This window comes from Robertmurraya kyonggiensis, from assembly GCF_005116465.1.
GTDB classification, from domain to species: Bacteria; Bacillota; Bacilli; order Bacillales; family Cytobacillaceae; genus Robertmurraya; species Robertmurraya kyonggiensis.
In genome coordinates this window covers 1,025,533-1,042,953 of record NZ_SWBM01000001.1, presented here as the reverse complement: position 1 = coordinate 1,042,953, position 17,421 = coordinate 1,025,533, and the positions used below count along the sequence as shown (strand labels likewise).

Below are 17,421 nucleotides of genomic sequence, written 5' to 3'. Positions count from 1 at the left end.
CCTCCATTTCCAATTCGAGGGGTTCTTTTATACAGTAATCAATGTATGAAATGACTCTTCAATTAAGATTGATTTTCTTGACGCGAATACATATATTTTTCTTCAAATTCTTCCATTGGACAAGGTCTACCAAAATAGAACCCTTGTACAAATTGGCAATCCTGTTCAAGTAAAAAGGAAAGTTCTGCTTCAGTTTCCACCCCTTCTGCAATAACATCCATTTTCAAATGCTGCGCCATTTTGATCATGGCAATGGTAATTCCCGCATTGTCAGATTCAGTTGAGATATTTTGGATAAAAGAGCGATCAATCTTAATTCCATCTAGTTTAAAAGTCTTCAAATAGTTAAACGAAGAGTAACCAGTTCCAAAATCATCAATAAAGATTCGAATCCCCATTTTTTTTAACTCGCGTAAGCATTCGTATATATATTCCTCATTTTTCATAATCGAGTTTTCTGTAATTTCAATTTCTAGCCATTTTCCCTCTAGTTGAAATTCATTTAATAACACTTTAATGTCATTTGAAAAATCTCTTTGTAAAAATCGTTGAGAACTAACATTTACACTAATAGGGATAAGAGGTATTCTTTCTACTCTCCACTCATTTAATTGTTCACAAACTTTTCTTTTAACCCACTTCCCTATTTGTATAATAAGGCCACTTTCTTCAGCTAGTGGGATAAATTCTCCTGGACTTATTAAGCCTAGCTGTGGGTGCTCCCACCGAATCAATGCTTCAGCAGAAATGATTTCTCCAGTCAATGCATTGACTCGTGGCTGGTAATAAATAATAAATTCACCATTCAAAATAGCTTTTCTTAATTGTTTTTCCATGAGAAAGGATTGATACGTCCTTTCATCCATAAAATCCCCATATACTTGATACATGTTACGACCTTGTTCTTTTGCCTGATACAGCGCAACGTCTGCTTTTTTTAATAATTCGATTCCTGTCTTTCCATTTGTTGGATACATACTAATCCCAATACTTGCCGACACAAATAGTTCGTTATTGTTTATATAGAATGGCTCTGTTAATTTTTGCAAAAAAGCTTTCGCTAGATTAATTGCATCGCTTTGGTTCTCAATGGAAGGTAACAAGACAACAAACTCATCTCCGCCCATACGTGCAGCAAATTGAGTTTCCATATCTATAATTTCAAGTAATCGCTCTGAAACGCTCTCAAGAAGATGGTCACCAATTTGATGTCCAAGTGTATCATTGATTTTCTTAAAACGGTCAAGATCAATCAGCAAAAAAGCCATTTCTAACTGCTCTCCTTCAGCATATGCTAACGACTCTTCCACTTTCTGACTCATGCCCCTGCGATTTAAGAGACTTGTTAACTCATCATGTTGAGCTAAGTATGCATTCATATTTTGAATCTTCTTATCTTCTGTCACATCTCTGCCGATGGAATAGACGCCTTTGATTTTACCATCTACAATAATAGGTAGAAATTGAACATCCACGAAAACCTCTATCCCAAACTTATCTTTCGTTTCAATCATAAAATTCTGGGGGCTTCCGTTGACGATATTATCAAAAAAAGTATCATCGATAACTCGAAATTGTTTGGTAAGAAATGTCTTGATATTAATACGTTCAAACATATCCCTCGTGATACCGAAATTCTCCATCATTCGGGGGTTCATATCAAAAACTTCTCCCTTTTCCCCATAGATCACAACATAATCCTGGCTATTTTCAAAAAGAGATTGATATTGTATCCGATTCTCTTTTAACTGTCTTTGGGTGGACCTTAGTTCAGATATATCATGAACAGAACCTACAATTTCCAATACTGTATCACCTTGTTTGATCGGTGAAACATCAACATATAAGAGCTTTCCTTGTAGCGCAACTTCATAGTTAACGCGCTCGCCCGCAAAAGCTTTTTCATAATATAGATGCTTCAAATCTGCTATTTCTTTTTCAAAAACATCATGAGGGGATTTATTAAATAATGTGGTAGAATTGGCACCAATGGCATCCATCAGCTTTCCTTCTCCCATGGTGTAATACATCATCCCCTTCTCGTCTTTTCTCATTTTAAAAATACCATTATTCAAGTTTTTCACAGTGTACAAGAAATCCTGTTTCAAAGACTCTTGCAATTCTCTTTCCATTTCGACTCTCTTTGTAATATCTGTACGAATACTTATATACTGATATGGTTTACCATTTTCGCCAAGAAACGGGACAATCGTTGTATCGACCCAATACAAGGTACCATCCTTGGCCCTATTTTTAATTTCACCTTTCCATACATTTCCGCTTCCAATCGTTCTCCACATCTCACGAAAGAATTCTTTTGAATGGGTTCCTGAGTTTAGGATTCGATGATTTTGGCCAATGATTTCATCCATACTATATTTTGTTTGTTCGCAAAATTTATGGTTAACGAATGTAATGGTACCCTTTCTGTCCGTTATCGCAATAATCGTCGATTCATCAAGGGCCAATTTAATATTTCCTAATTCCTCATTCATTTTGATTAATTTTTCAGTTACATCTTCATTATTTTGTAGATTTTTTACAAGTAATACTTTCAAATCCTCATTTTCAATTACTATTGAATTTACTTGAACATGTAATGGAAAAGTATCACCATAATTCCGTACGCCAATGCCTTCAAATACATCGTTTCTCAATCCGTTTTGAAAATGAGGGATAAATGTACTAATGGAGCGTTCAATCGAATCATTGATTTTTGTACTAAAAAGGCATTCTGCCTCAGGATTCATATATACAATGATTTCTGATGAATTAACAACCATTATACCGCCTGTAAGTTTATTAAATAGATGAAAAAGTAATTCTCTTGTGATCATAAGTCCCTCCGGATTGACATTCTACGTTGTTTGCATTCTCTAATGAAGGAGTGTAAATAGACGCAAACAGAGCTATTGTTACACTTATTTTCTAATAGAATTCACTATCTGTATAGTGTAAAATTATATTACAAAAATTTCCCGAAAAAATGGAGCCAACTTGGTATTAAGTCAGCTCCATTTGAATAAATATGCCGTATCAACTTATAGAAATTCGCTCCGGATACGTATACACATTGAGCGAATCCCCTCGTACAAATCCAATCGTTGTAATCCCAAGCTCCTCGGCGAGTTCAAGCGCAAGCTCTGTGGGTGCTGATTTGGACAACACGATTTCACAGCCAATTTTAGCAACCTTTAACAAAATTTCAGAAGAAATTCTACCGCTAAATACGATGATTTTTTCCTGAATCGGGATTTGATTTCTTAAACAAAATCCATAAATTTTATCAAGGGCATTGTGACGTCCGATGTCCATTCTTGATAAGATCATTCCATTCACATCACATAACGCTGCGTTATGTACACCGCCTGTATGCTGAAAGACTGTGGCAGCCTTCTGCATTTCACCCATCAGCCTAAACGTATCCTCCACTGAAAGTTTGATGCGAAAATCCTTCATTTTTTTCACTGTTAAGGCATCATTTACAAATACAAATCCTTGTCGAGACATTCCGCAACATGAAGTGACATAGCGTTTATTTTGGAACTTTTCGTAAAAAGGATTTACCTTTTCACATTTGATGTGGACAATCCCTTCTTGCTCCTGTACCCAAAAATCTTGAATATCCTCATACCTTTTAATAATCCCTTCCGAAGCTAAGAAACCTATCACCAAATCGTCAATGTACTCTGGTGTGCAAACCATCGTCACCAATTCTTGTTCATTTAGCTTCACAGTAACAGGATACTCTGTTACGACGTGATCTTCCGTTGCTTCCGCGTTTCCATTGTGAAATCGTAATGTTTGCCGTTTCACTTCAATCGGTTTCACGCCTAACCTCCTTCCGAATAGGCTCTATTATTGGTCGGTTTTTTTGACTTTCGGCAGGTCTACCCACTTAACCGGAGAAATTCCGTCTATTTTGAAAAATGAATGGTTATTAGGTGAAAAAGGCGGAGATTTTCCGCTAATTGAACTTAGGACCCTTAAAATCATGAAAAATGTATAGCTTAACCGGAAAAAATTCGCTTATTTATAGAGAAAAAGGTGAAAGTCCTTTTTCAGCCGGAATTCTTAAGCCTATTTTTCGATGTAACTGAACTTACGAAAGAAAGGATGATAAATCTCATCCTCTCCTATTCACTCTCTTCAAAAAATGGATGCTTTCGGTCTTCTTGACAGCTTTCACATACATGTAAGCCACCCATTTGCGGTTTATTTCTAAACCATGGACTCTCATCCATTTCCTCAGCACCACATACTTCACAAACCTTCATCCTTCGACCCTCCCACCTTGTAACCAGAATCAATAACGGCTTGGGCAAAATCATCATAGGTTGCCGCTTTCTCATCAAAGCTTACAATCGCTTCTCCACTGTTTAGATTGACCTCTGCCTTTCGTACACCCCATACGGAGTTCAAAGCCTGAAGAACCTTGTCAGCATCTTCTTTGGTTTTCACTCCTTCAAGCTTCCAGCTACCAGATTCCATTTCGCCAACTCCTTACTAATTCACCTTTTCATTTTCCTGGTTAAAAGCCTCTCCCATTCCGTGTAAGAACTCCACCATCGTTGTGAGAGAAGCTTTCACATCAGGGTCGCGTAGGCTTGTCCCTAACTTAAATAGACTTTTCTGCTCTCCATTTCGCACAACCTCCGCGGAACGCTCGAAGCCAATCGATAGACCTTTAAAAATTGCTTGCATTTCGTTTGGATTAATCGATCCAAAGAATTTCATTGCACCCATCGCATTTTTAATCATATTATGCATGCCTGGTTGATTGGCTTGCTGTATCGCAATCGCCCCAATATCAGTACGATTATCAAGCATCGCCTTCACAGCCGGCAGAACACCCATTTCATGTAACCCTTTTAAAATATCCATAGTCGTCATCAGCGCTTCCCGATTATCCGCAATGGCTTTCGTTAATTCTGAAATGGCCTTAATCTGTTCTTCTACAGGGTTCGGCACGCTTTTATTAATTTGCCTGATCGCTTTCGCCATATCCATCCCCCTCTCCACCAAATAACTCTTGAATCGGAATAAAGTCTGAACGCTTCCATTTTTCCTCTACTCTTACACTCAACTGAGGGATCCGGTTTCCAAAACGGAAATTAACCTTAGGTAGAGGTGGCTCGCCAGTTGCTTCGAGAACATCCATTTTTACCCCCATCTCCTTGTAATTCGGAGTATGGGTAATTTTGTCGTGATAGCTACTCGTTAAACGATTAACCGCTTCGTAATCTTCACTTGAATTCATCGTCAAATAGATTTCGTTTCCGCGTACACGGTCGGTGACCATTACCCTCACCTTAACTTGTCCATATGGGGAGGTTAATCGTACAAGTGCCCCATCCTCCAATCCACGTTCTGCAGCCAACTCCTCCGACACATCAAGCCACGGATGTGGAACCTTATGAGTCAGACCTTCTGATCGGTAAGTCATATTTCCTTCATGGAAATGTTCAAGTAGGCGGCCATTGTTCAAATGTAAATCGTATTCTTCACCGGCCTCAAATGGAGGTGTCCAGTCGACTGAATACAGCCTTGCCTTCCCATCTGGGAAAAAGAATTTATCCTTATATAAGAGTGGTGTGTCCGTACCGTCTTTGTGTACTGGCCAAATCAAGCTATTCCAGCCATCTAAACGCTCATAGCTGACCCCTGCAAAAATCGGCGCAAGGGATGCGGCTTCAGCCATGATTTCACCTGGATCCTTATAATTCCAATTCGCTCCAAGCTTGTTGGCTAGCTCCTGAAAAATCAACCAGTCAGGTTTCGAATCCCCAAGTGGTTCAAGCACCTTATGGAATCGTTGAATTCTTCGCTCTGTATTTGTGAATGTTCCATCCTTTTCAAGACTTGGGGCTGCAGGTAAAACAACATCTGCAAATTGAGCCGTTTTTGAGAAAAAGACATCCTGTACGACAAAGAAATCTAATTTTTCAAAAGCATCGTGTACATGATTAGAATTCGAATCAACAATTGCCATGTCCTCACCAAATAGGTACATTGCTTTTATTTTTCCTTTCTGAATCCCTTCGACCATCTGATGATTGTTCATACCCGGCTTTTCTGGTAAAGAGACACCCCATGCCTTTTCATACCGTTCACGTACTTCCTTATTCTGTACAGGCTCATACCCTGGGTACCAAGCAGGCATCGTGCCAAAATCACAAGCACCTTGTACATTGTTGTGTCCTCTTAATGGATAAGCCCCTGTACCAGGTCGGCCATAATTGCCTGTAGCGAGAAGTAGATTGGAAATCGCGGTACTTCCATCGGAACCGCCTAAATGCTGAGTAATCCCCATTGCCCATAAGATGCAAACAGATTTCGCTTCATGAACCATTTCTGCTAGTTGAATTAGCTCTTCATGTGTGAGTCCTGTGATTTCCTCCGCATATTCGAGCGTAAATTTCTCTAAAGATTCCTTATATGCGTCTACATCGTTGACTCTTCCTTGTAAAAAGTCTTTGTCCTCCCAGCCTTGATCAAAAATATACTTTGTGACTGCCGATAACCAGACAAGATCTGTACTTGGTTTCGGATGGACATGTAGATTCGCACGCTCAGCAAGCTCATGCTTACGAATATCTGCGACAATGATCTTTTGTCCATGTAGCTTATGAGCACGCTTAATTCTTGTTGCTAACACTGGATGAGATTCTGCAGGATTTGCACCAATGACAATAATCAATTCAGACTTCTCAATATCTCGCATTGTACCTGAATCGCCACCAATTCCAACTGTGCGCATTAAACCTGTAGTGGCTGGCGACTGACAATAACGGGAGCAATTGTCAATATTGTTTGTGCCCATCACAGAACGAGCAAACTTCTGGAATAAGAAGTTTTCTTCATTAGAACATTTAGAAGAAGCTATGTAGCCAATTGAATCAGGACCATGTAGTCTCTTAATACTGGAAAGTTTTGTGGCAATCAAATCAAGCGCTTCATCCCAAGTAGCCTCTACAAATTCATCTCCCTGACGAATTAATGGCTTGGTTAAACGCTCTTCACTATTAACAAAATCCCAGCCCCATTTTCCTTTCACACAAGTAGAAATCCCATTCACAGGTGCCTCTGCTTGTGGTTCAATTTTTAAAATGTGACGGTCCTTCGTCCATACCTCAAAGCTACAGCCTACTCCACAATACGTACAAACCGTTTTTGTCCGCTTCACACGCGATTTCCGCATCGCTGCTTCGACCTCAGAGATAGCAAAAATCTCTTTATAACCTGGCTCAACCTCTTTCGTCATATCAATCATCGGTTCTAAAACTTTCGGTGGAATACCAGTTAAGAAACCTGCTTCACCGAGCATTGATTTTTCCATCAGAGCATTACACGGACAGACCGTGACACAGTGTCCACAGGAAACACATGACGACTGGTCAATTGGGACATCATTATCCCAAATGACTCGAGGATTTTCCCTGCTCCAATCAATCGTTAACGTTTCATTCACCTGTAAGTCCTGACATGCCTCTACACAACGACCACACAATATACATTGGTCCGGCTCATAACGATAAAATGGATGTGAATTGTCTGGTGGATATGGCTTTGGTTTAAATTCATACTTTTGGTGCTCAATTTCTAAAATTTCAGCTGTATTATGAACAACACAATTTCCATTGTTGTTATCACAAACGGTGCAATAGAGCTCGTGATTTTTCAAAATTCGAGACATCGCCTCGTATTGAGCATCCTTCACAATTGGTGATTGTGTATCTACTTCCATAGAAGGTTCTGCTTTTGTGACACATGCCCGGACCATTTCTCCATTTGCTTGAACAAAGCAAGTATCGCAGGTTTGGATTGAACCCAAATTTGGGTGATAGCAAATACTTGGAATCACATAATCCTGAGATTGGGCTACATCTAAAATCGTTTGCCCTTCATTAGCGGGATACTCTTTCCCGTTTATTTGAATAGAAAATGCTCGATTTTCCATCTCCTACCTCCTCTGTTTGTTTTTTATTGCATATAGATTGTTACCTTCTGCAACGACAGGTTGGACGTTTCCGATATAGGCGATCCAGTAGATCATCGCAACAAAAACTCCACCGCCAATTGCATTGCCAATAAATACAGCTATAAAGTTGGTCAAATATTGTCCCCACGTAAAGCTTCCTGCAAAGATAGCTGCTGGGATAACGAACATATTCGCTACCACGTGCTGAAACCCAATCGCAACAAATGCCAAAATCGGAAACCAAATCGCAAGGATTTTTCCAGTAATATCATCTGCCCCATAAGATAGCCATACAGCTAATCCAACTAACCAGTTACAGCCAATTCCTGAAATCAGACTTGCCCAAAAACCTGCATCTATTTTTGCACCTGCCATGGAAATGGTTGTGGCCAAATACGGTTCTCCTTCAGTCAATCCAATAACATGTCCAAATAAATAAGCTACAAATAGAGAACCAATAAAATTACTAATAGTTATCCAAAACCAATTCGTTAATAGCTGTTGAACTTTAATTTTTCGCGACAAACAGGCAATTGAAACTGCCATCATATTCCCCGTTAAAAGTTCGCCTCCAGCGATAATCAATAAGATGAGACCGACCGGGAAAACAGCTGCTCCTAATAGTGCTTTAATCGTTCCCCATTCATGGGGCAATCCTGCCACAACCCGAATATCAAGCAAAAAGCCCATTGCAATGAAAGCTCCGCCGAGAAACCCTAATACAAGCATGTTCACAAGGGGAAGGTTTACTTTTCTTGCACCCGCTTCAACTGCTAATTCTGCAATACGCTGCGGTTGATGAAATCCCATATCTCCGCCTCCTTCTTTCAATAAGTTGATTATTCATAGTTGTTCAATATTGTTTATATTTTCATAAAGGTGGAAAAAACATGCATGACTTTTATGTTAAGGAGAAAGATAATTAGAGGATCATGAAGGAAGGAGAATGGGACTGTATGGATAAAGAACAGTTATTTCAGCGTGTCGAATCGATGATTATTTCTTCTACTAAAACCCCCAAATACGTTTCTTTTTCAACTATCAAAATGGCTGACCTTTTCGGTGTCGATTATACGGAAATTGAAAGAGGGATTAGCGAACTTTTAGAGGAAGGTCGTTTACAAAAATCCCATATTCCCGAACTCCCTGCTTATGAGGTCTATATGCTGCCATCACAGACAAAAGAGGCGTAGCGATAGTATGTTTTCTATCGTCACGCCTCTCCTATTTCCTTATTGATGCATATATCGATTCGCTTAACGGACCACCAACTTGGCTTGAGAAATTCGAACTTGATTATATATCTATTTCAATATCTCGCAAAGCACCTTGCTTAACATAGGTTACAAGTTTTGTAGCTTCAGATCGCACACGATTTCTGCCGATTTCACTTAAAAACCAGTTTTCCTTTCTCGTATTAAGATCATCAGCAGTACACAGAGTGAACTGAATCCAATCTGGCATATAAGTCTTTAATGTTAGATACAATCTTTTCATATGATAAGAGGATGTGACGACTAGAAGTCGTTTTACATTATACAAATGAAACGCTCTATTTAATACCAAGAGTGAGGCTAAGACATTTTCAAGTGTATGGAGAGCTCTGTCTTCGATTAATATATCATTTTCAGGAACACCATTAGCCATCGCCTCTCTTTTTAAAGCAATCGCTTCTGGTTCAACACTGCCATTCCATTTCACACCACCAGAAAATAGTATCTTGTTCGCTCTTCCCTGCTCATATAATTCGAGCGCTTTTGGTAAACGGTATTGAATCGCTTTACTGCTACCAGCAACAAAAATACAATCTCCATTAGCATCATCGTCTTCAATATCGGAAAATACCAACTTTGTTATTTGAGCATCTGTGAGTTGCCCAACTTCTATATTTGAGATTAACATTCTACACCTCTAAAAAAATAGATTTACTCCTTACTATAATATTCAAGAATAACTCCAGGTTGACTTCTTATGCCGTACAAATTCTAGCTAAATTCAATTTGGCAAGTAAAACCATTTTTAATGTAGATCTTCCAGTTCACTTATATCACCTAAAATCAAACTGTCATATCATTTTCTGACTTTATATCGATTACATTCTTTAAAAGCTTTTGGAGCACTGCAGCAAAAACAGCAATGACGATCATGGCAAAGATAATGACGAGACCCATCAACACTATTCCAGGATGGCCAGCATTCTGAGAAATGATGAAAAGAATCGATCGCAACTGCGGAAAAGCACTCCTTTTAACAAGAAGTGCGGATCATTATACTTCGCTAGATTCATAGCGTTTATATTTGACCATCGATATTGTTCCTAGTAATGGACCAATTGCTAATAGGGAAAATACCCATTCCCAACAAAATGGCGCCTCCAATCACACATCCAACTGCCCCTGCAATTCCAATTGAAAGAAATGAATAAAAAGCAAGGACCTCATGAGATATATCTTTCCTCCTGTTTATGTGAATTTATAGTATTTCTCAGCTTCGACTAGCTGTTCATTTTCAAAATATAAATACCCTTCATCATCAATCCCATAACCAACAGAAGCATCCACCTTCGCCATTGCCACCTTTAAGTTTGTCTCTTCATTCCACTTTGTGTAGTGTACACTGATTACACAATCCTCTAACAGGCTCAATCCTTGTAGAAAAAGATGTTCCTTTTTCGAATTATCGATTGGTGGGATGACGCAGTATGAAGGACTAATCAAGGCTCCTGCTGAAAAACCTGCAACAGGAATCCCTTGTTGGTACATCCGCTTAATATGAACACCTATTTCTGTATCGACAATATAATCGCGATAAAGCTCTGTGTCTCCTCCACCAATGATTACGCCTGAACACGATATTAGTTCATTAAGAATGGAATGATCTGGATTTGAAGTTAGTGGAAGGTACAAAAAGTCATGTATTCCTTGGTTCTCCAAGACTGATGTATATTTCGGCATGTACTCCTTCCATCCATTCCTTTCAAGAAAAAGAATCGCAACTTTTCCATTGATGTGACTTGCAAACTTTTCCCCTGAATTTCCAGTAAACGGAGGGCTTCCTCCAAACAAAAACAGATGTCTATTTTTCAAAATTGTATCCCCCCTAAGTTTATATGTACCTCAACCTTGATAGAATACGTCAACAAGAACAGGCGATAATCCTTCATGGGTTATCGCCGTGTAATCTTAAATATTATAAAAAGTGGGTAAAATATCCCGAAATAAAAACCTGTGTTTTCTTTACAAAAAAACACAGGTAGGAATAATCATATTCACTCTTGTTCAATTGGATGTGTAGCTTCATACAACAGTTGCTCTAACTCTTGTGCATACAGTTCTTTATGTTCGTCAGTCCAGCTAAACTCTTTTGCCATATAAGAAATTACTACTTCCTTATGTGCATATACCCATTGAATATTAAAGAACAACGCCCCCGTTCGACGTATAAAGAAGTCAACTGGCTTATAAGCTAATTCGTAATCTAATGCATAACGAAGCATAGCAAATACAACTCGGTCGATGTTTGTCTCTTCTGCCTTTTCTATACTGTCTTGATAGATACTAAATACTTCATCAACATTCGAACCATATCGTTGCACTAATGCTCTTGCTTGCTCTTCTGTTAGTCCAATTTCTTGCCCTTCCAGTGTTTTCTTAGATAGGAAATTCTTTAATCCTTCTGAACCTCCTACATCACCTCCAGAAATCGGTAGGTTCTTGGTAAGGGTAGCTGGGAAATTTCTTCCTTCCTCTTCATGTAACTGTTTCGCTACTAAATCTACAATACTTTCTGCCATTTTACGATATCCGGTAAGTTTCCCACCAGCGATGGAAATCAATCCAGAATTAGAAACAAAAATCTCATCCTTACGAGAAATTTCAGATGGAGATTTACCCTCCTCATGGATCAATGGACGAAGCCCTGCCCAACTGGATTCCACATCTTCAGGAGAAATTTTTATTTCAGGAAATATAAAATCAATTGCTTTTAATAGATAGTCTCTATCCGCTACGGTCATCTTCGGATGTGCAATATCTCCTTGATACACTGTATCGGTTGTACCAACGTACGTTTTGCCCTCACGAGGAATCGCAAATACCATCCTCCCATCAGGAGTATCAAAGTAGATCGCTTGATTTAATGGGAATCTTTTAGCATCAAATACCAAGTGGATTCCTTTGGTATGCTGAATAGTCTTCCCATTTTTGGAGTCATCTTTCTCACGCAATATATCCACCCAGGGTCCTGATGCATTGACGATCTTTTTCGCATAAAATTCTTCTGTAGTACCGTCTGTTAGATCTTCTACTTTTATTCCAACAATAGCTCCTTTGTCATAAAGAAGTTCCGTTACCTTCAAATAGTTTAGTGCTAGGGCTCCTTTTTCCACGGCCTTCTTCATTACTTCAATAGTTAAGCGCGCGTCATCTGTCTTATATTCCACATAGTAGCCTGCACCGCTCAAACCTTCCCCATTTAATAAGGGCTCACGCTTTAGAGCATCTTCAGCATTAAACATTTTTCTACGCTCTGATGCTTTAACACCTGCCAGAAAATCATAAGCCCTTAATCCAACATTTGTAGTAAAAGGTCCAAATGTTCCCCCTTGATAAAACGGTAGCATCATCCATTCTGGAGTAGTAACATGTGGGCCATTTTCATAAACGATGGCTCTTTCTTTCCCTACTTCAGAAACAACTTTAATTTCGAATTGCTTTAAATAACGTAGCCCACCATGAATTAGCTTTGTCGATCTCGAAGAAGTTCCCGCTGCAAAATCCTGCATTTCAACAACCGCTACCTTCATACCACGCGTGATTGCATCTAATGCTATACCTGCACCAGTAATTCCTCCACCAATAACAAGGATGTCTAAATTCTCGGCGTGCATGTTACTTTTAATTTCCGTTCTCTTTAAATTTGAAAATTTCATTGACATCGTTCCTTTCTTAGCCCATTTAAAGTTTAGCGATGTTTACCTCTTCAATCTCATAATCACTCTAGATAAACAAAAAAGAAACCACAAATCGACCCTATTTATGATAATTAAATAGAGCGATGTGGTTTCTCTAATTCTGCATCCACAATATTAACTTAATTTTATTATAGTATCTTATCGTAAAAATGGGAAATCTTTTGCTCAAAAGAGGTAGGGAGCTCCACATGCGTGGTGTGGAGGAGCAAAAGATTCACCATCGCTTATTTAAAGGTTCTTGTTGCTGCGACAGCTTTTTTCCACCCATTGTATAATTCATCGCGTTTTGTTTCCTCAAGTTCAGGAGCGAAGGTTTTTTCATTTTGCCATTGTTTCGCAATTTCTTCTTTTCCAGACCAAAAACCAACCGCTAATCCAGCTAAATACGCGGCACCTAACGCAGTTGTTTCATTTACAACTGGTCGATCGACTGGAACACCCAAAATATCACTTTGGAATTGCATTAACAAATTATTTTTCACTGCTCCGCCATCGACACGAAGTGATTTTAAGTTTATACCAGAATCTGCAACCATAGCATCTAAAACATCTTTTGTTTGATAGGCTAAAGATTCTAGGGTTGCACGAACAAAGTGTTCTTTAGAGGTACCACGTGTTAGTCCAAACACAGCCCCACGGGCTTCACTATCCCAATATGGAGTACCTAATCCAACAAAGGCCGGTACCACATATACACCTTCAGTTGAATCCACTTTTGCTGCATAATCTTCACTTTCTGGAGCGTTATCGATGATACGTAATCCGTCACGTAACCACTGGATCGCTGACCCAGCTACAAAAATACTTCCTTCTAAAGCATATTCTACTTTTCCATCCACACCCCAAGCTAATGTTGTTAGTAATCCATGCTTCGATTTTACACCTTCTGCACCTGTGTTCATTAACATGAAGCAACCGGTTCCATAAGTGTTTTTTGCCATTCCTTTGTCATAGCAAGCCTGCCCAAATAACGCAGCCTGTTGGTCACCAGCAATACCTGCGATTGGTACTTCAAAGCCAAAGAAATGGTAGTCAATTGTGTTAGCATATATTTCAGAGGACTGACGTACTTCAGGTAGCATGCTCTTAGGTACAGTTAAGATATCAAGTAGTTCTTCATCCCATTTTAAATCATATATGTTAAACATTAATGTGCGTGATGCATTGGAGTAGTCTGTAACATGAGCTTTCCCACCTGATAACTTATAGACTAACCAAGTATCAATCGTTCCGAATAATAGCTCCCCATTATCAGCTTTTTCTCTCGCACCTTCTACATTATCTAAAATCCATTTAACTTTTGTTCCTGAAAAATACGGATCGAGTAATAAGCCAGTTCTTTCATTAAATAATTCATTATATCCTTTGTCACGTAAATCACGGCAAATTTCCTCTGTTTGACGCGATTGCCAAACAATAGCTTTATAGATTGGTTTTCCAGTATTTTTATCCCAAACTACTGCCGTTTCACGTTGGTTTGTTATCCCAATACCTACTACTTGTTCTGCTGTAACATCCGCTTTACGGAGAACTTCTGCCATACAAGCAAGAACAGATGTCCAAATCTCATTTGCATCATGTTCCACCCAACCCGGCTTTGGAAAGAACTGTTCGAATTCTCGTTGAGCAGTTGCCACAATCTCTCCTTTGTGATTAAACAAAATAGCACGTGAGCTTGTTGTGCCTTGATCTAAAGATAGAATAAATTTTTCCATTCTAAAATCCCTCCCCTTTTTTCATTAAACAGATTTTGAAGCATTATTATTAACTATCGTATTGCTCGCCTTTTTCAACTCACTGTTCGCTGCATAGATAAGGATTAATACAACAACAACAGTGCCTACCCAGAACGTTCCAGAAAACTCTTTATTAAATATAGCATGATAGAATAAGGCGCCATATACCCCACCAATAATTGGACCGATTACTGGTATCCAAGCATAGCCCCAGTCAGAGCTTCCTTTGCCGGGAATTGGTAAAAGTGCATGGGCAATTCTTGGCCCAAGATCACGAGCTGGATTAATTGCATATCCTGTTGTTCCACCAAGTGACATACCGATAGCAATAATCAATAACCCTACAATGACTGGATTTAATCCTTCTGTAAAATCGTTTGCTCCAATAAACATAAGTCCAAGAACAAGTACAAATGTACCGACAAGCTCACTTACAAGGTTGGAAGCTGTACTACGGATTGCAGGATCTGTTGAGAAAACAGCGAGTTTGGTAGGTGCATCCTTTGTTGCTCCCCAATGTGGCAAGTATTGAAAGTATACAATCACTGCCCCTATAAATGCACCAATCATTTGTCCAGCCAAATAACTTGGAACATCCTTCCACGGGAATTCTCCAACTGCCGCAAAACCTAACGTTACTGCTGGGTTTAAATGGGCTCCAGAAATATTACCGACTGCATATACACCCATTGTAACAGCAAGACCCCATCCTATCGTAATTAAAACCCATCCCGCGCCTTCTGCTTTCGTGTTTTTTAGAATAGCTCCCCCTACGACACCACCACCAAAAATAATAAGAATCATAGTACCAATAATTTCCCCAACAAAAGCTGACATAGTACACACTCCCTTATTCATATTATTTTTAAACTTTGTTATTAATCTAGTTGTTTGACGGAGGGGAAGATTTCCATAAAAAAACCACACATACAAACTTACTAACCTCGAAAGGCTGTATCGAATGTCGTGTGGGTCTCCGATTCTCCATCACTTGATTTAACTTGTAACTTTACTTTAAACCAAAATGAAAGCGCTGTCAATATCTATATCGTAAATTTTTGTAAAATTTAGAATTCCCAGAGTTTTATATTAGAAGTTGTGACAGCTATTGCATTCCCATCTAGTGCCTTCTTTACATCCTCATCAGTTCGAATTAATCCTCCCGCAATTACAGGAATTTCAGTTTCTTCATGAATCTCCTTTAAAATACTAGGAATGACACCAGGTAATACTTCTATGTAGTCAGGTCGCACTCTCTTACAAATTTTTAGATTGTGATCCAATGCATGACTATCTAGTGCAAACAGTCTTTGTATTCCTGTAATATTATGCTTCTTAGCCATCGTAATAACATTTGCTTTAGTTGTAACAATTCCGTCCACATGAATGTCATTGATTAAATACTCTAAACCATATTCATCCACTTTCAATCCTTGAACCAAATCCACGTGCAGAAATACATTTTTATGATGATCATGTGCGTGTTTTACTAGGCTTTTAATTTGGGATAGTCTAGTTTCTAAAAAAATAATATTTTCATGATTACTAACTAATACCTTTTCAAAGTCCTTCATATTTCTTATTGCTGGTAGTACACCTTGTAATTTTGTCATCAAATTCCCCTCATACTAGAAGTATATCCATGTATACTTTTGGATTAAAAGAATCAAGAATCCACTTATAGAAATAAATTATTCGTTTTTTAAAGGGAGCTGAACTATTCCTATGAATCCTTCGTAATTGTCTGTGTCGATTGTTCAATTTCTTCTAATGATTTGCCAATACTAGATTCCACCGCAGCAACATATGCCCCTTCTAATAATGGTGCATTAACTACTTTAACATTTTCATAACCGTAGAGTTCTATTGCAAGATCTGCATTCATCTTAGCACTGCCCAAATCATAAAATAAAAGCACACCTTTTTCGCTATATGCTTTAACGATTGCATTAATGATTTTTTGTACACTTGTACCTATCTTATTATCATCTGTTCCTCCAGCAATTTCAATTGGAACATTATGAACAGCCTGCTGAATAATTTCCTGTATACCTTCTACCACTTTTAAACTATGGGATATGAGAACAATTCCTACATTTGACATATGATTATTCCTCTTCCGATAACACTTCAGCTAATGAAGCGAATAAATAGTAAGAGGAAACAGAGCCTGGATCAAGATGACCGATTGAACGTTCTTTTAAGTAAGCTGCACGTCCTTTTTTAGCCATCCGTTCTTTTGTAGATTCCATTGCATTCTTTGATACTTCTTCTAATTCGGAACCTTTTATGACTTCCTTATCCTTAAGAAGATCAACAACGGGTGTCCATACGTCAACTAGTGTTTTATCATTCAAGTTTGCTTTTCCTCTTTGGAGAATACCTTCTAGAGCAGATTCAAGGGCATCTTCTAAAGTCTTCTTATCTATTGGTTCTCTATTTTTTACAATCATGGACATTTTTAAAAAAGCTGTACCATACAGTGGCCCAGAAGCTCCACCTACTTTAGATAAAAGTGTCATCGCAACATCTTTAAACAAATCTGACACAGAAGTATAGGTCGTAGTGCTTGTCTTGTCTATGACTTCTTGAAAACCACGTGACATATTAATCCCGTGGTCTCCATCTCCAATCGCTCGGTCTAGTGAAGTTAAATATTCTTTATTCATTTGAATCTTTTCATTCGTTTTCTCCAGCCAATTTAAAACTTGTTGAACATCTAATTTCATCCC

Annotated in this window: 16 protein-coding genes and 1 pseudogene; 1 reads left to right on the top strand and 16 read right to left on the bottom strand. The window is 38.6% G+C overall.

Annotated elements, in window-relative coordinates; all coding sequences use genetic code 11:
• Positions 1-62: 62 nt before the first annotated feature.
• The 7 genes from FA727_RS05295 to FA727_RS05270 form a co-directional block, all read right to left on the bottom strand.
• The gene (locus FA727_RS05295) at positions 63-2,837 is read right to left on the bottom strand and encodes an EAL domain-containing protein (RefSeq protein WP_136829709.1); all 2,775 of its coding nucleotides are present in this window, start codon (positions 2,835-2,837) and stop codon (positions 63-65) included.
• A 199-nt stretch (positions 2,838-3,036) separates the two neighbouring features.
• Positions 3,037-3,831 (bottom strand): formate dehydrogenase accessory sulfurtransferase FdhD, encoded by a 795-nt coding sequence (gene fdhD / locus FA727_RS05290; protein ID WP_136829708.1) that lies wholly within the window; start codon positions 3,829-3,831, stop codon positions 3,037-3,039.
• A gap of 305 nt (positions 3,832-4,136) precedes the next feature.
• Positions 4,137-4,277: a hypothetical protein gene (locus FA727_RS23980; RefSeq protein WP_158318792.1), complete on the bottom strand. Its 141-nt coding sequence runs from the start codon at positions 4,275-4,277 to the stop codon at positions 4,137-4,139.
• The gene (locus tag FA727_RS05285) at positions 4,264-4,491 is read right to left on the bottom strand and encodes a heavy-metal-associated domain-containing protein (RefSeq protein WP_136829707.1); all 228 of its coding nucleotides are present in this window, start codon (positions 4,489-4,491) and stop codon (positions 4,264-4,266) included. Before FA727_RS05285 ends, FA727_RS23980 begins: the two co-directional genes overlap by 14 nt.
• Before the next feature lie 15 nt (positions 4,492-4,506).
• Positions 4,507-5,004 (bottom strand): helical membrane plugin domain-containing protein, encoded by a 498-nt coding sequence (locus FA727_RS05280; RefSeq protein WP_158318791.1) that lies wholly within the window; start codon positions 5,002-5,004, stop codon positions 4,507-4,509.
• On the bottom strand, positions 4,979-7,960 hold the full coding sequence (gene fdhF, locus FA727_RS05275) for a formate dehydrogenase subunit alpha (RefSeq protein WP_136829705.1): 2,982 nt from the start codon (positions 7,958-7,960) through the stop codon (positions 4,979-4,981). Before fdhF ends, FA727_RS05280 begins: the two co-directional genes overlap by 26 nt.
• 3 nt (positions 7,961-7,963) lie before the next feature.
• The gene (locus FA727_RS05270; RefSeq protein WP_136829704.1) at positions 7,964-8,791 is read right to left on the bottom strand and encodes a formate/nitrite transporter family protein; all 828 of its coding nucleotides are present in this window, start codon (positions 8,789-8,791) and stop codon (positions 7,964-7,966) included.
• A gap of 146 nt (positions 8,792-8,937) precedes the next feature.
• Between FA727_RS05270 and FA727_RS05265 the strand changes: the two genes are divergently transcribed.
• Complete coding sequence (locus FA727_RS05265; RefSeq protein WP_136829703.1) at positions 8,938-9,174, top strand: hypothetical protein; 237 nt, start codon at positions 8,938-8,940, stop codon at positions 9,172-9,174.
• A gap of 103 nt (positions 9,175-9,277) precedes the next feature.
• On the opposite strand, the gene FA727_RS05260 is transcribed toward FA727_RS05265, so the two are convergent.
• From FA727_RS05260 to dhaL, 9 genes and pseudogenes are all read right to left on the bottom strand, one after another.
• Entirely contained in the window at positions 9,278-9,883 is a 606-nt protein-coding gene (locus FA727_RS05260; protein ID WP_136829702.1) for a YdcF family protein, read from the bottom strand.
• 155 nt (positions 9,884-10,038) lie between these two features.
• Positions 10,039-10,197 (bottom strand): annotated as a pseudogene (locus FA727_RS05255) (DUF2975 domain-containing protein); the annotation flags it as partial.
• Positions 10,198-10,443: 246 nt separating this feature from the next.
• Positions 10,444-11,067: a Type 1 glutamine amidotransferase-like domain-containing protein gene (locus tag FA727_RS05250; RefSeq protein ID WP_136829701.1), complete on the bottom strand. Its 624-nt coding sequence runs from the start codon at positions 11,065-11,067 to the stop codon at positions 10,444-10,446.
• 182 nt (positions 11,068-11,249) lie between these two features.
• On the bottom strand, positions 11,250-12,911 hold the full coding sequence (locus tag FA727_RS05245) for a glycerol-3-phosphate dehydrogenase/oxidase (RefSeq protein ID WP_136829700.1): 1,662 nt from the start codon (positions 12,909-12,911) through the stop codon (positions 11,250-11,252).
• Positions 12,912-13,177: 266 nt separating this feature from the next.
• Positions 13,178-14,668 carry a glycerol kinase GlpK gene (gene glpK / locus FA727_RS05240; RefSeq protein ID WP_136829699.1) on the bottom strand — a complete coding sequence of 497 codons (1,491 nt, stop codon included), beginning with the start codon at positions 14,666-14,668 and terminating at the stop codon, positions 13,178-13,180.
• 24 nt (positions 14,669-14,692) lie between these two features.
• Positions 14,693-15,526: an MIP/aquaporin family protein gene (locus FA727_RS05235; RefSeq protein ID WP_136829698.1), complete on the bottom strand. Its 834-nt coding sequence runs from the start codon at positions 15,524-15,526 to the stop codon at positions 14,693-14,695.
• A gap of 230 nt (positions 15,527-15,756) precedes the next feature.
• A complete protein-coding gene (locus FA727_RS05230; RefSeq protein ID WP_136829697.1) occupies positions 15,757-16,302 on the bottom strand; it encodes a glycerol-3-phosphate responsive antiterminator in 546 nt (181 codons plus the stop codon).
• A gap of 110 nt (positions 16,303-16,412) precedes the next feature.
• Positions 16,413-16,793, bottom strand: coding sequence for a dihydroxyacetone kinase phosphoryl donor subunit DhaM (dhaM, locus tag FA727_RS05225; protein ID WP_136829696.1), 381 nt, complete (start codon positions 16,791-16,793; stop codon positions 16,413-16,415).
• Positions 16,794-16,797: 4 nt separating this feature from the next.
• Positions 16,798-17,418: a dihydroxyacetone kinase subunit DhaL gene (dhaL, locus tag FA727_RS05220; RefSeq protein WP_136829694.1), complete on the bottom strand. Its 621-nt coding sequence runs from the start codon at positions 17,416-17,418 to the stop codon at positions 16,798-16,800.
• Between the last annotated feature and the right edge of the window lie 3 nt (positions 17,419-17,421).